The organism is Rhizobium sp. SSA_523, from assembly GCF_030435705.1.
Taxonomy (GTDB): domain Bacteria; phylum Pseudomonadota; class Alphaproteobacteria; order Rhizobiales; family Rhizobiaceae; genus Neorhizobium.
The window spans coordinates 192,552-205,112 of the sequence record NZ_CP129382.1; the positions used below are offsets into that span (position 1 = coordinate 192,552).

Genomic DNA, 12,561 nt, shown 5'->3' on the forward strand with positions numbered 1-12,561 from the left:
CGGCGGATCTTGCCTCACTGCCAGGTGACCGGGCTGCAATCGGCCTCGGCCAGAAATTCGCTGGCCATCTTGCGGAAGCTCTTGCGCGGCGCCGCCGCCCGCAGCACCGCATAACCCTGCGCCTCGCGCGCTTCCACGATGATCGGCTGCATCAGGCTGGCCGGCATGGCCTTGCGCAGGGCCACCGCCTGCACCGGCGTCGCGACGATGACGTCGAGACCGCCGCCCGAGGAGGTTCGGTCATTGATGCTGAAGGTTTCGTTGGAGGCCGCGTCGAAGGTGGCCAGGGACCAGAAGGGAACGCCGCTGCCGCCCGAGAGGCGGACCGGGGCCTCCGTCAGGTCGAAAGCGCAGACGGCCACGTCGAGAAAGGGATCATCCTTCGACAGGCTGTCGGGATCCGGCCTGCTGCCGAGCGCATGGAACTGGAAGGGCTGGCCCTGGCCGACCACCTTGGAATAGGCGTCGCGTTCGCTGAAGCCGGGCAGGGCAAGGATGATGGTGAGGTGCAGGAGCGCTGCGCCCACAAGTCCGGTGAGTATGGCCAGCAAAATTCTAAGCATCATCGCACCCGATGCGTTGCAGCGCCGGCATTGTCAGGTCGATGAGGCCGGAACTGCCGGCGGTCGGCGTGTCCAGCAAGGTCAGCACCAGGCGGAAGGGCTTGTCCCGCTCCACGGCGATCCAGTTGCCGGGTGCGGCAAGGGCCGCAATCGTGACCTCGAAACGGCCATCGGGCTGGCGCATCACGCTGCGCGAATTCAGCGCCAGAGGCTTCGCGCTATCGGCAAGCGGCGGACGACCGTCGATTTCCGCGTAAAGCGTCCACAGCCGTGTCGGCGGCGTCTCTCCCGCCAGCCGGTAGCGGCATTGGCCGGAGAGCTGGCGATTGCTGTCATCCACCCGTGCGGTAAAGCGCAAGCCCTCGGCACTGCCGAGCAAGAGGCGCCCGGCATTGGCGCGGTGCGCCTTGGCGTAAGGATCGGCCGCCTCGGTCTGCGCCTGCGGAAAGGCTTCCCAGGCGCCAAGCCGGATGGCGCCGAAGCCCACCGTCGCGTCCAGCGCGACAAGGGTGGACCAGATGCCGGCGCCAAAGGCGATGGCAAGGCTCAGCGCAACGAGGAGGGGGAGGCGAAACAAGCGGCAATGGACCTAGGGGCTGTTGACATTCGGGGTGTGAGACGCGGTTGCGGGCGTGACAATGGTTCCGTTATCGAAAGCGATGCCGCAGGCGGCCGGGCCCGTCAACGTCTAGAGCGGGATGGCGAGCATATGGCAGTGGTTTTCGCCGACTATCCCGCTCCTCCGGCCGGGTTTCGATCATGATGGAGACCTTAGACCCGGACAAAGCCAAGATCATCCTGCCGCTTTGGCAAAATGGGCGAGTTTCCCCAATTCTCCAGCACGGTGGTGCAAGAAAATCCCCGCTGTGCCAAAATCCAACATCTGCCGGACCGTGCGGTCAAGGCTTTGCCTTGGCCGGGTCGAGGCTGCCGCGCACGGTGACCTCGGCCACTTGCCGCACCGGCTGTGTCAGCGGCTCGGCCGTGGAGAGCGCGCCGGCAATGCCGCGCAGCACCCGCGTGCTCTCCGCCGAGAGCGATCTTGGCCGGATGAGCGCGGAAAGACCCGCCTGGCCTCCCTGGCCGCCTGCTGCCGCCTGGCCCGCCTGCCGAGCCTGGCCGGCCGGCGCTTTCCCATCGGCCGCTGCAAGCGTCGGGCCCGGGCCGCGATTGCCGTTCGGCAGCGGATTGTCGATGCCGGGAATGGCGCGCAGCTCGATCCCCTGATGCGCGTAATCCATCAGCTTCTTGAAGGTCATGGCCGGAAGCGATCCGCCCGTCATGTTCTTCGTCGAGGTGAAATCGTCATTGCCGAACCAGACGGCGGTCGTGTAATTGCCGGTATAGCCGATGAACCAGGCATCGCGGTAGCTTTGCGAGGTGCCGGTCTTGCCGGCGGTCACGATGCCGCCATCGAGGGCTGCGCGCTTGGCGGTGCCGATGACCGGGATCTGGGTCAGGATGCGGTTCATCGAAGACAGCGCCTGCTCCGACACCACGCGCGCGGGCGCAGGCTCGTCGCGGGCGAAATCATAAAGCACCTCGCCCTCGTAATCGCTGATCTGCTGGATGCCGTGTCGCTGCGCCTGAAGGCCGCCGGCCGGCATCACCGCATAGCCGCTGGCCTGGTCGAGCACCGTCACTTCCGAAGTGCCGAGCGGGATCGTCTTGTCCGAGCGCAGCGGCGTCTCCACCCCCATCTTGCGGGCGGTCTCGACGATGACGTCGATGCCGAGCTCATCCTTGGCCAGCCGCACCGGCACCGTGTTCAGCGATTGTGCCATGGCCGAGAGCAGCGAGACGCGCCCTTTGTAGGAGCGGCCGTAATTCTGCGGCGACCAGCCGCGCCAGGTGATCGGCGCATCCGAGACGACCGATTCCGGCGTGAATCCCTTCTCCATGGCCGCGGTATAGGTATAGAGCTTGAAGGAGGAGCCCGGCTGGCGCAGCGCCTTGGTGGCGCGGTTGAACTGGCTCTCGCCATAATCGCGCCCGCCGACCATGGCCCGCACGGCGCCGCCATGCTCGATCATCACCAGCGCGCCCTGCTTGACCTTGTAGGCCTCGCCGAATTCGCGCAGCGAGGATTCGGTCGCTTCTTCGGCGGCCTGCTGCAGGCCCATGTCGATCGTGGTGCGCACCACCACCGAATGTTTCTTCAATTTGCCCTGGGCGGCCAGCCTCTGCACCTCCTCGAAGGCCCAGTCGAGGAAATAATCGGGCGCCACCTTGTCGGCCCGGTCCACGACGCTGGCCGGATTGCGCCTTGCGGCAACCACCTGGCCCTCGGTCATCAGGCCGCTCTGGACGAGATTGGTCAGCACTTCATTGGCGCGGCCGCGCGCCGCCGGCAGGTTCACATGCGGGGCATATTTGGCCGGCGCCTTGAACAGGCCGGCCAGCATGGCGGCCTCCGCCAGATTGACGTCGGTGATCGGCTTGCCGAAGTAAAATTGCGCCGCCGCCGCGGCACCGAACGTGCCGGCGCCCATATAGGCGCGATCGAGATAGAGCCGCAGGATCTCCTTCTTGGAGAGATTGGCCTCCAGCCAGAGCGCCAGGAAGGCTTCCTTGATCTTGCGCTCGAGCGAGCGTTCATTGGTGAGGAAAAGGTTCTTCGCCAGCTGCTGGGTGATGGTGGAGCCACCCTGCACGACGCCGCCGGCGCGGGCATTCTCGCTCATCGCGCGCAGGAGGCCGAAGAAATCAATGCCGAAATGGTCGAAGAAGCGGCGGTCCTCGGTGGCCAGCACCGCCTTGACCAGATGGTCGGGCAGGTGGTCGATCGGCACGCTGTCTTCGTGGATGATGCCGCGATGGCCGACCACGCTGCCATAGCGGTCGAGAAAGGTGACGGCAAAATCGCCGCGCGAGCGCCAATCTTCCTTGGTTTCCTCGAAGGCGGGAATGGCGAGCGCCAGAAGCAGCACGAAGCCGGCGGTGCCGAAGGTCAATCCCTCATCCGCCAGTTCGACAAGCACCCGCTTGGTGCCGCGGACGCGGAACTTGCGCGAGAAGATCGTGACTTCTTCCCAGATCTCGCCCAGCTTGAAGCCGAGGTTCCAAACGGTCGAATCAATCCAGCTGTCGAGGCGCAGCAAAAGGTGGCGCCGTTTCGGTCGCATCTCCGAGCCGCGATCGGGATCGTCCTGCACGTTCTGATCTTCCTTCACTTGCCATACGGGCGGTTTTCGCCACGCCGCTTGACGGCTTCCTTACGAAAGACGAAAAGCCATCGCACTATCCCTGTCGAGGCGCACCATAGAGGCGCAATGGCTGACAATAGGTTGACAGGCCTTGGCTATCCACAGGCGCGTGTCGGTTTGGCACGGTGCCGCCCTTCTGGAATATGGTCAGGCAGTGCTGAAAAAAACAAGATGCAAAATCCGTTCTGGAAGACGAAAAGCCTTGAAGAGTTAACGCCGGCGGAGTGGGAAAGCCTCTGCGACGGCTGCGGGCTCTGTTGCCTCAACAAGCTGGAGGATTGGGAGACGGGCGAGGTGGCCTTCACCTCGGTCGCCTGTCGCCTGCTGGACGGCACGTCATGCCGCTGCAAGGATTACGAGAACCGGCAGGCAACCGTGCCCGATTGCATCCAGCTGACGCCGGAGGCGGTGCGCGACATCGGATGGCTGCCGCCCACCTGCGGCTATCGGCTGTTTCGCGAGGGCGAGGATCTCTACTGGTGGCATCCGCTCGTCTCCGGCGATCCGGATACGGTGCACCAGGCGGGCATTTCCGCCAGGGGCCGCACCATTTCGGAAGAGGAGGTGGATGTCGAGGATTTCGAGGATTATCTCGTCGACTGGCCGCTGCATGTCGGAGAAAAGGGCTAGGGCTCAAAGCCTTGGGGCGCGCGCGCGCGGGCCTGGCAGAGGCCTTGCGGCGGGTGGGCCTTGTGACGGGCAGGGTTTGTGACGGGCGGGCTTTGGAGCGAGCCAGCCGAGTGCCGGCCCCATTCCCATTTCTCCTTGGCTCCCCTATCTCTGCGCCAGGCATTACGTCAGCGGAGGAGCCTTTATGGGCAAGCGGATCATCTTTACCGGCGGCAGCGGCAAGGCCGGGCGTCACGTCATTCCCTCTCTCATCGAACGCGGGCATGAGGTGATCAATCTCGACCGAAACCCGTTTCCGGGCGGCGCGGTGCAGACGCTGATCACCGATCTCACCCAGTCGGGCGAAGTCTTCAACGCGCTGTCGCAGCATTTCGGCTTTGCCGGCCTGGAAAGCGGCGATGGCCCGGCCCGGGTGGATGCGGTGGTGCATTTCGCCGCCATTCCGCGCATTCTCATCCGGCCGGACAATGTCACCTTCGCCGAAAACGTCACCTCCACCTACAATGTCATCGAGGCGGCGATGAAGCTTGGCATCGCCAAGGTGATCATCGCCTCCAGCGAGACGACCTATGGCGTCTGCTTTGCCGAAGGCGACAAGGATTACCACGCCTTTCCGCTGACCGAGGATTACGATGTCGATCCGATGGACAGCTACGGCCTGTCGAAGGTGGTGAACGAGAAGACGGCCCGCGCCTTTGCCATGCGCTTTTCGGCCGATATCTACGCGCTGCGGATCGGCAATGTCGTCGCGCCGGAGGATTACGCGCAATTTCCCGCCTATCTCGCCAATCCGCCGATGCGCAAGCGCAATGCCTGGAGCTATATCGATGCCCGCGATCTCGGCCAGATCGTGCATCTGTGCGTGGAAAAGGACGGGCTGGGATTCCAGGTGTTCAACGCCGTCAACGACACCATCACCGCCTCCGAACCGACGCGCGACTTCCTGGCCAAATGGGCGCCGAAGACGCCGATCAGCGGCGATCTCGACGGATATCAGGCGCCGATCAGCAATGCCAAGATCCGCAGCATGCTCGGCTTCCGGGAGGAGCACGACTGGCGCAACTACGTGTCGGAGGGCAGGGGGTAGAGAAGGGGGTAGGCAATAGGCAATAGGCAATAGGCAATAGGCAATAGGCAGTGGGTAGCGAATAGCGAGTAGTTTGCAGGCAGTGGCTCGAAAAGGAGAGGCGCGCGATCGGCATTATGTCAGATTTACTGTCTTGGGCCGTCGAGTGATTTGGAGTTAAAGAATAGCCGCGGATTTTAACAGCAACGTACCTTGGAATACTGACAGAACATTAAATGCCTCTCTTGCTTTCTGTATCACGGAGTGATATATAAATTGTCAGTCAGGGTTTTGAAGGATGTGGAATTCCACAACTGGGCGGTCGCATACGACGTGACGGATGCGACGCTCTGTGTCGCCGCAAGAGAGATCGAAAACGGCCTGATTGATGCCAGGCTCGGCGGCTTCCTGCTGAAAAAGCGGGTTGCTGCGCCCGGTCGGGGAAAGTCGGGAAGCTACCGCACGCTTGTCGGCCACAGACAGGCTGATCGGCTGATTTTCGTGCATGGATTTGCCAAGAACGAGGCCGACAACATCAGCAAGAGTGAAAAGCTCGCGCTTCGCAAGTTGTGTGACATCTATATGCTTGCCGATAACAAGACGCTTGCCGAGATGATTGGGAAGAACGCGATACTGGAGATTGACTGCCATGAGCCGCATACTGAAGAACGTCCACACGTCTGCTGAGCGATTGCGGCATGCCGGTTTCGTCGATGATGTCACGATGCGGGAATTCGACGCGCTCTGCCTCCCTCCTTTGCGTGATTATTCCCCTGAGGACATCAAGCGGATCAGGGCCGGAACGAAAGCAAGCCAGGCTGTATTTGCAAGCTTCATCAACGTGAAGAAGATCACCGTTGCAGCGTGGGAACAGGGAACCAAGAAGCCGAGTAGCACCGCTGTCAAGATTCTCGATCTCGTTGAGCGTAAAGGGCTGGATATCCTTCGCTAGGGACGTGCAGCCGAAACTTGTGGTCAACCGGCGATCGATTCCAGCCGGGTGAGGGGCGTGTGCCGCGTACCGCGAGAACTGAAGCTGGCTTTCCCTGACCGCTAACCCCATTCCCTACTCCCTACTCCCTACTCCCTACTCCCTACTCCCTATTCGCTATTCGCTCCCCACTGCCCATTGCCTACCGCCCACTGCCCGCATTTTCTTCCGCCGCGGCCTTGACCTTCCCATGATGGGAAGCCCTATCTGAGCATGGAACGTGAAGGATTCCATGCCATGAGTGACACTGCCGTCCGCATTCAAGCCGCCCATCCGCTGACCATCGAAGTGGAGGGCATGAGCTGCGCCTCCTGCGTCAGGCGCGTCGAAAATGCTGCCGCGAAAGTGCCGGGCGTTGCCAGGAGTTCGGTGAATTTCGCCAGCGAAAGCCTGACGGTGGAGCCGGGCGAGGGATTTTCCGCCCCGGCCCTGGCCGATGCGATTCGCAAGGCCGGCTATCAGCCCAAGGCCGAGAGCGTCACGCTCACGCTTGAAGAACCGCTTGGCGCCGAAGGGCCGGATCAGGTAAAGGCCGCCCTTGGCGGTCTTTCCGGTCTCGTCTCGGTGAGTGCGGCGCCGGGTTCGGCTGCGGTTACGGTGGAAGCCTTCGGCCGCGATAGCCGGCAGGCGGCCGCCAAGGCCCTGCGCCAATCAGGCTTTCTTCTGGAGCGGCCAAAGGCGGTGGCTCCAGAGTCTGCCGGCCAGAATCACGGCCACAGCCATCACGATGAGGATGCGGGCCGGCTGAAGCGCGATCTCGTGATTGCCGCGGTCCTCACCCTTCCCCTCTTCATCGGCGAAATGGGCGGCCATCTCTATCCGCCCTTCCATCACTGGCTGATGACGGTGATCGATCCGCAATGGCTTCATTACACCTATTTCGTGCTGGCCACGGCCGTGATTTTCGGCCCCGGTTTCCGCTTCCTCAAAAGCGGCATTCCGGCGCTTCTGCGCGGCGCGCCGGAAATGAATGCGCTGGTGGCGATCGGCGTGCTGGCGGCCTATCTCTATTCCACCGTCACCACCTTTGCGCCGCATCTTCTGCCGGTGGCTTCGCGCTTCGTCTATTTCGAGGCGGCCACCGTCATCGTCACGCTCATCCTCACCGGGCGGCTCCTGGAAGCACGCGCCCGCGGCCGCACCGGCGCGGCCATTCAGCGGCTGGTCGGCCTGCAGGCCAAGACCGCACGGGTGGAGCGCGATGGCGAGACCGTCGATATCCCGGCGGATGCGGTGGAGGTGGGCGATATCCTGATCGTCCGGCCGGGCGAGCGCATCGCCGTCGATGGCCAGGTGATCGACGGCGCCTCGAATGTCGATGAATCCATGATGTCCGGCGAGCCGCTGCCGGTGGAAAAGACCGCCGGCGCATCCGTGACCGGCGGCACGATCAACGGCACCGGCAGCTTTCGGTTTCGCGCCGAAAAAGTCGGTGCGGACACCATGCTGGCACAGGTGATCCGCCTCGTGGAGCAGGCTCAGGGCGCCAAGCTGCCGATCCAGGCCATGGTCGACCGCATCACCGCCTGGTTCGTTCCGGCGGTCATGGCGGTGGCCGCGCTGACTTTCCTCGTCTGGCTGCTGGTCGGGCCGGAGCCGGTGGTGCCGCATGCGCTGGTGGCGGCCGTCGCGGTCCTGATCATCGCCTGCCCCTGCGCCATGGGTCTCGCAACGCCAACCTCGATCATGGTCGGCACCGGCCGCGCCGCAGATCTGGGCGTCCTCTTCCGCAAGGGCGATGCGCTGCAGGACCTGCAGGCTGTCACCCATGTAGTGCTGGACAAGACCGGAACCGTCACCAGGGGCAGGCCGGAACTCACCGATATCCGTCTGAGCGAGGGGTTTGAGGAGGAGGCTGTGCTGTCTGCCATCGCGGCCGTGGAGGCGCGCTCCGAACATCCGCTGGCCGAGGCCATTGTCGCATCGGTCAGGGCGCGCGGCCTTGCCGTGCCTGCGGCTGAAGATGTCCAGGCCGCCGCCGGCTACGGGATCGAGGCACGCGTGGCCGGCCAGCGGATATGCGTGGGCGCCGATCGCTTCATGCAGAGGCTTGGCCTTTCGGTGGAGGCCTTCAAGGCCGAGGCCGAAGGGCTCGCCGATGACGGCAAGACACCCATCTACGCCGCCATCGACGGCCGGCTCGCGGCGATCCTCGCCATTGCCGATCCTGTGAAGCCGGACAGCCGCGACGCCATCCGGCGCCTGAAGGCCATGGGCCTCACTGTAGCCATGGTGACCGGCGACAACCGCCGCACGGCCGAGGCGGTGGCTGCGAAGGTCGGGATCGACGAAGTCGTCGCCGAGGTCCTGCCGGCCGGCAAGGTGGAGGCCCTGCGGCGGCTGAAAGCCCAATCGAGGCAAGGCGAAGGCCGCATCGCCTTCGTCGGCGACGGGATCAACGATGCGCCGGCGCTGGCCGAGGCCGATATCGGCCTGGCGATCGGGACGGGAACGGATGTGGCGATCGAAAGCGCCGATGTCGTCCTGTCCGGCGGCAGCCTGACGGCGGCCGTCGATGCGATTGCGGTCAGCCGCGCCACCATGCGCAATATCCGCGAGAACCTGTTCTGGGCCTTCGGATACAATATCGTGCTGATCCCGCTGGCGGCCGGTGCCCTGTATCCGGCTTTCGGCATCCAGCTTTCGCCGATGCTCGGTGCCGGCGCCATGGCGCTTTCCAGCGTTTTCGTGCTGGCCAATGCGCTGCGGTTGAAGACCGTCAACCTGAAGGAATCCCAGTGAAGCAGGAGTCCCAGTGATGCAGGAGGGAAAAGTGATGACGGAGGCTCAGGATCCGGTCATGACCATCGGCCAGGCCTCGCAGGCCTCCGGCGTCTCGGCCAAGATGATCCGCTATTATGAGGGGATCGGCCTGATCCGGCCCTCCGTGCGGACCGGCAATAACTACCGCACCTACCGCTCTGACGAGGTGCATGTGCTGCGCTTCATCAAGCGGGCGCGCTCGCTCGGCTTTTCGCTGGAGGAGACGGAGCGGCTTTTGGCGCTCTGGCAGGATCGCGACCGGGAAAGCGCGGCGGTCAAGGCGGTGGCGGTCGATCACATTGCCGATCTGGAGCGCCGCATCGCCGAGATGCAGGGCATGGTGAACACGCTCAAACATCTCGCCCATTGCTGCGGCGGCGATGGCCGACCCGATTGCCCCATTCTCGAAGATCTCGCCGGCCATGCTGACCCGCCCATGGGCGGAGCGGGCAAGGCAAAGCGGACCGAATAACATCCCATAACAAGGAGAAACCCATGACCACCACTTTTCTCGTTCCCGACATGACCTGCGGCCATTGCGAGCAGACTGTGAAACAGGCGCTCGACAGTGCGCTGCCCGGCGTGCCGGTAGCCGTCGATCTTGCCAATCACCGCGTCACCCTGGATGGCGGCGATGCGGCACGCGCGGAAAAGGCCATTCGCGATGCCGGCTATTCGCCGGAGCGGACAGGCCTCGCCTGAACCGCGGCTCTGTGCGCCGTCCATTCCGCACCTCGGAATGGCACGAAAAAAAGGCCGGCACCCTTGGGTGCCGGCCTCCTGTCGATCATGCTGTGACCGGATGATCCGGCCAGCGGCTGGATCAGAACTTTACAGCAACGCCGACATTGACGACATGCTGGTCGAACTCGGCATTGACCGGGCCGATGTTCTTGTCACCGTAATCGTTGTAGCGATATTCGACGCGGCCGAAGACCTTGTCGGTGAAGGCCCAATCAACGCCACCGCCAACGGTCCAGCCATGCATCGTCTCGCTGGAGTCGATGCCCGGGCCTTCGATGGAAGCATTGGTTGCCGTCCAACCGCCGGCTGCGAACAGCAGGGCGCGGTCCATGGCGTAGCCGACGCGACCACGGACGGAGCCGGAGAAGCCGGTGTCGACATTGTAGCCGCCGAAGTAGTCGTTGTCGTTCCAGTCGTAGTTCACATCGCCTTCGATACCGACGAGGAAGCCGCCAGACAGCTGCCAGTTATAGCCGACGAAGCCACCGAGGCGACCGCCGTCGAAATCGTCGGAAAGCGTGCCCGTTGCTGCCGTCGAGAAGTCGCCATCGGCCCAGCCGTAGCCGCCGTGGATACCGACATAACCACCTGTCCAGGAGAAGGTGGGTACGACAACTTCCTGTGCGACAGGAGCTTCCGGAACTTCGTAAACCGCATCGGCGGCGAAGGCGGCGGAGGAGCTGATGAGAGCAACGCCAGTGGCAAGGAGGAGGATTTTCTTCATGGTGTCATTCCCTTTTAACGAGACTGAACTGGATGTAGGGCGCCAGACTGTTTTGGCTGTAGCTAATATACAACACAGGATCATGATTGAGAGGCCAGGCCCTCTTGGCCCTGTCGAAACCGGCTCCATCGCCCCCTTGACGTCACCTCGAAGAGGGCCATGCAGCGCTTGCGCTTGACCGGCAGAGCCCCATATCCAAAGCCTGAAAAGCCCACGCACCGCTTGCCGAAAGCCGCCGTGCCGAAGGAGAAAGCCATTGTTTCCGTTCGATAATTCCTATTCCCGTCTGCCCGACCGGTTTTTCTCGTCCGTCTATCCGGAGCCGGTTTCGGCGCCGGTGCTGATTGCCTTCAACCGGGCGCTTGCAGAAAATCTGCGCCTGAACCTTGACGAGACCGACCCGCAGCGCCTGGCCGAAATTTTTTCGGGCAACACCTTGCCGCCTGGCGCATCCCCGCTAGCCATGGCCTATGCCGGCCATCAGTTCGGCCAGTTCGTCCCGCAGCTCGGCGATGGGCGGGCCATCCTTCTAGGCGAAGTGGTGGACGAGGCGGGGATCCGCCGGGACATCCAGCTGAAGGGCGCGGGGCCGACGCCGTTTTCCCGCCGGGGCGATGGACGCGCGGCTCTGGGACCGGTGCTGCGCGAATATATCGTGTCGGAAGCCTTTGCCGCGCTCGGCATTCCGGCCACCAGGGCGCTGGCGGCGGTGCTCTCGGGCGATCCGGTCTATCGCGAGACCGTGCAGCCGGGCGCGATCTTCACCCGCGTCGCGGCGAGCCATGTCCGCGTCGGCACGTTCCAGTATTTTGCCGCGCGCGGCGATGTGGAGGGCCTCAGAAGCCTCGCCGATTACGTGATCTCCCGGCATGATCCGGATCTCGCCGGAAGCGAGGCGCCCTATCTGGCGCTGCTCAACCGGGTTGCCGGGCGTCAGGCGCAACTGATCGCCCGCTGGCTCGGCGTCGGCTTCATCCACGGGGTGATGAACACGGACAATATGACGATTTCGGGCGAGACCATCGATTTCGGTCCCTGCGCCTTTCTCGACGAATACGACCAGATGAAGGTGTTTTCCTCGATAGACCAGCAGGGGCGCTATGCCTATCGCAACCAGCCGGGCATCGGCCAATGGAACATCGCAAGGCTGGCCGAATGCCTGCTGCCGCTTCTGGACGAGGACGAGCAGAAGGCGGTGGAGGCGGCCAATGGCGTGCTGAAGGGCTTTGGCGAGACCTTCCAGGCGGCCTGGATCGCCACATTCCGCGAAAAGCTCGGGCTGGAAACGGAAGAGCCGGAGGATGCCGAGCTGGTTCAGGCCCTGCTGTCGGCCATGCAGGATGGGCGGGCGGATTTCACGCTCACCTTCCGGCGCCTGTGTGATCTGGCAGCCGCCGATGCCGCCGCAGCCCGGGCGGGCGGCGGCCAGGCGGGGCGGCAGGATGCGACCACGCGCACTGGCGATGAAAGGCCGGACGAGACGCCGGCTGACCAGCCGGATGACAGGCGGCGGCTCGAAGCCGAAGCCGCCTTCCTGGAAGGCTTTGCCCCCTGGCAGAAGGCGGAAGCCTGGCTGCCGCTCTGGCGGGCGCGGTTTTCGGGAGAAGATGGCGCCGTTGAACGGGCGGCGCGGATGCGAAGGACAAATCCGGCCATCATTCCCCGCAATCATCGGATCGAGGCGGCGATTGTCGCCGCCTCCGAGGGTGATCTTGCCCCCTTCAACCGTCTCCTGGAGGCGGTGTCGGATCCCTATGGCGACCGGCCCGATCATGCCGAATTCACCGAGGCGCCGCGGGATGAGGAGCGCGTGCTGAGAACCTTCTGCGGCACCTGATTGCGGGGTGGGAAACGGCGCCGCAAGGGCCCGGCCT

Annotated in this window: 12 protein-coding genes; 8 read left to right on the top strand and 4 right to left on the bottom strand. The window is 63.9% G+C overall.

All coding sequences use genetic code 11. The features are described from left to right. Positions 1-14: 14 nt before the first annotated feature. The 3 genes from QTJ18_RS09190 to QTJ18_RS09200 form a co-directional block, all read right to left on the bottom strand. On the bottom strand, positions 15-563 hold the full coding sequence (locus QTJ18_RS09190) for a DUF1254 domain-containing protein (RefSeq protein ID WP_252751911.1): 549 nt from the start codon (positions 561-563) through the stop codon (positions 15-17). Beyond that, positions 556-1,140 carry a DUF1214 domain-containing protein gene (locus QTJ18_RS09195; protein ID WP_252751707.1) on the bottom strand — a complete coding sequence of 195 codons (585 nt, stop codon included), beginning with the start codon at positions 1,138-1,140 and terminating at the stop codon, positions 556-558. Before QTJ18_RS09195 ends, QTJ18_RS09190 begins: the two co-directional genes overlap by 8 nt. 322 nt (positions 1,141-1,462) lie before the next feature. Further along, a complete protein-coding gene (locus QTJ18_RS09200) occupies positions 1,463-3,688 on the bottom strand; it encodes a transglycosylase domain-containing protein (RefSeq protein ID WP_252751910.1) in 2,226 nt (741 codons plus the stop codon). A gap of 252 nt (positions 3,689-3,940) precedes the next feature. Here QTJ18_RS09200 and QTJ18_RS09205 point away from each other — a divergent pair, with 252 nt between their 5' ends. The 7 genes from QTJ18_RS09205 to QTJ18_RS09235 all read left to right on the top strand — a co-directional run bounded on the left by QTJ18_RS09205 (position 3,941) and on the right by QTJ18_RS09235 (position 9,921). Continuing rightward, positions 3,941-4,399, top strand: a complete 459-nt coding sequence (locus QTJ18_RS09205) for a YcgN family cysteine cluster protein (protein WP_252751706.1) — start codon at positions 3,941-3,943, stop codon at positions 4,397-4,399. Positions 4,400-4,583: 184 nt separating this feature from the next. Then, complete coding sequence (locus QTJ18_RS09210; protein ID WP_252751705.1) at positions 4,584-5,486, top strand: NAD-dependent epimerase/dehydratase family protein; 903 nt, start codon at positions 4,584-4,586, stop codon at positions 5,484-5,486. Between the two features lie 255 nt (positions 5,487-5,741). Further along, a complete protein-coding gene (locus QTJ18_RS09215; protein WP_252751704.1) occupies positions 5,742-6,152 on the top strand; it encodes a type II toxin-antitoxin system RelE/ParE family toxin in 411 nt (136 codons plus the stop codon). Then, positions 6,115-6,417, top strand: a complete 303-nt coding sequence (locus QTJ18_RS09220; RefSeq protein WP_252751703.1) for a helix-turn-helix domain-containing protein — start codon at positions 6,115-6,117, stop codon at positions 6,415-6,417. The genes QTJ18_RS09215 and QTJ18_RS09220 overlap by 38 nt, the downstream gene beginning before the upstream one ends. A gap of 276 nt (positions 6,418-6,693) precedes the next feature. Further along, complete coding sequence (locus tag QTJ18_RS09225; RefSeq protein WP_252751702.1) at positions 6,694-9,198, top strand: heavy metal translocating P-type ATPase; 2,505 nt, start codon at positions 6,694-6,696, stop codon at positions 9,196-9,198. A 58-nt stretch (positions 9,199-9,256) separates the two neighbouring features. After that, positions 9,257-9,691, top strand: coding sequence for a Cu(I)-responsive transcriptional regulator (gene cueR, locus QTJ18_RS09230; protein WP_252751909.1), 435 nt, complete (start codon positions 9,257-9,259; stop codon positions 9,689-9,691). A 23-nt stretch (positions 9,692-9,714) separates the two neighbouring features. Further along, positions 9,715-9,921 (top strand): heavy-metal-associated domain-containing protein, encoded by a 207-nt coding sequence (locus QTJ18_RS09235; RefSeq protein ID WP_252751701.1) that lies wholly within the window; start codon positions 9,715-9,717, stop codon positions 9,919-9,921. Positions 9,922-10,042: 121 nt separating this feature from the next. On the opposite strand, the gene QTJ18_RS09240 is transcribed toward QTJ18_RS09235, so the two are convergent. Beyond that, positions 10,043-10,687: an outer membrane protein gene (locus tag QTJ18_RS09240; protein ID WP_252751700.1), complete on the bottom strand. Its 645-nt coding sequence runs from the start codon at positions 10,685-10,687 to the stop codon at positions 10,043-10,045. Between the two features lie 256 nt (positions 10,688-10,943). Between QTJ18_RS09240 and QTJ18_RS09245 the strand changes: the two genes are divergently transcribed. After that, complete coding sequence (locus QTJ18_RS09245) at positions 10,944-12,524, top strand: protein adenylyltransferase SelO (protein ID WP_252751699.1); 1,581 nt, start codon at positions 10,944-10,946, stop codon at positions 12,522-12,524. Positions 12,525-12,561: the final 37 nt, after the last annotated feature.

Bases quoted from the DNA above. Each gene is read 5' to 3' on its own strand.
- QTJ18_RS09205 (WP_252751706.1), top strand. From the start codon at position 3,941: ATGCAAAATCCGTTCTGGAAGACGAAAAGCCTTGAAGAGTTAACGCCG.
- QTJ18_RS09220 (WP_252751703.1), top strand. From the start codon at position 6,115: ATGAGCCGCATACTGAAGAACGTCCACACGTCTGCTGAGCGATTGCGG.
- QTJ18_RS09200 (WP_252751910.1), bottom strand. From the start codon at position 3,688: ATGCGACCGAAACGGCGCCACCTTTTGCTGCGCCTCGACAGCTGGATT.
- QTJ18_RS09225 (WP_252751702.1), top strand. From the start codon at position 6,694: ATGAGTGACACTGCCGTCCGCATTCAAGCCGCCCATCCGCTGACCATC.
- QTJ18_RS09235 (WP_252751701.1), top strand. From the start codon at position 9,715: ATGACCACCACTTTTCTCGTTCCCGACATGACCTGCGGCCATTGCGAG.
- QTJ18_RS09210 (WP_252751705.1), top strand. From the start codon at position 4,584: ATGGGCAAGCGGATCATCTTTACCGGCGGCAGCGGCAAGGCCGGGCGT.
- QTJ18_RS09240 (WP_252751700.1), bottom strand. From the start codon at position 10,687: ATGAAGAAAATCCTCCTCCTTGCCACTGGCGTTGCTCTCATCAGCTCC.
- cueR (WP_252751909.1), top strand. From the start codon at position 9,257: ATGACCATCGGCCAGGCCTCGCAGGCCTCCGGCGTCTCGGCCAAGATG.
- QTJ18_RS09190 (WP_252751911.1), bottom strand. From the start codon at position 563: ATGCTTAGAATTTTGCTGGCCATACTCACCGGACTTGTGGGCGCAGCG.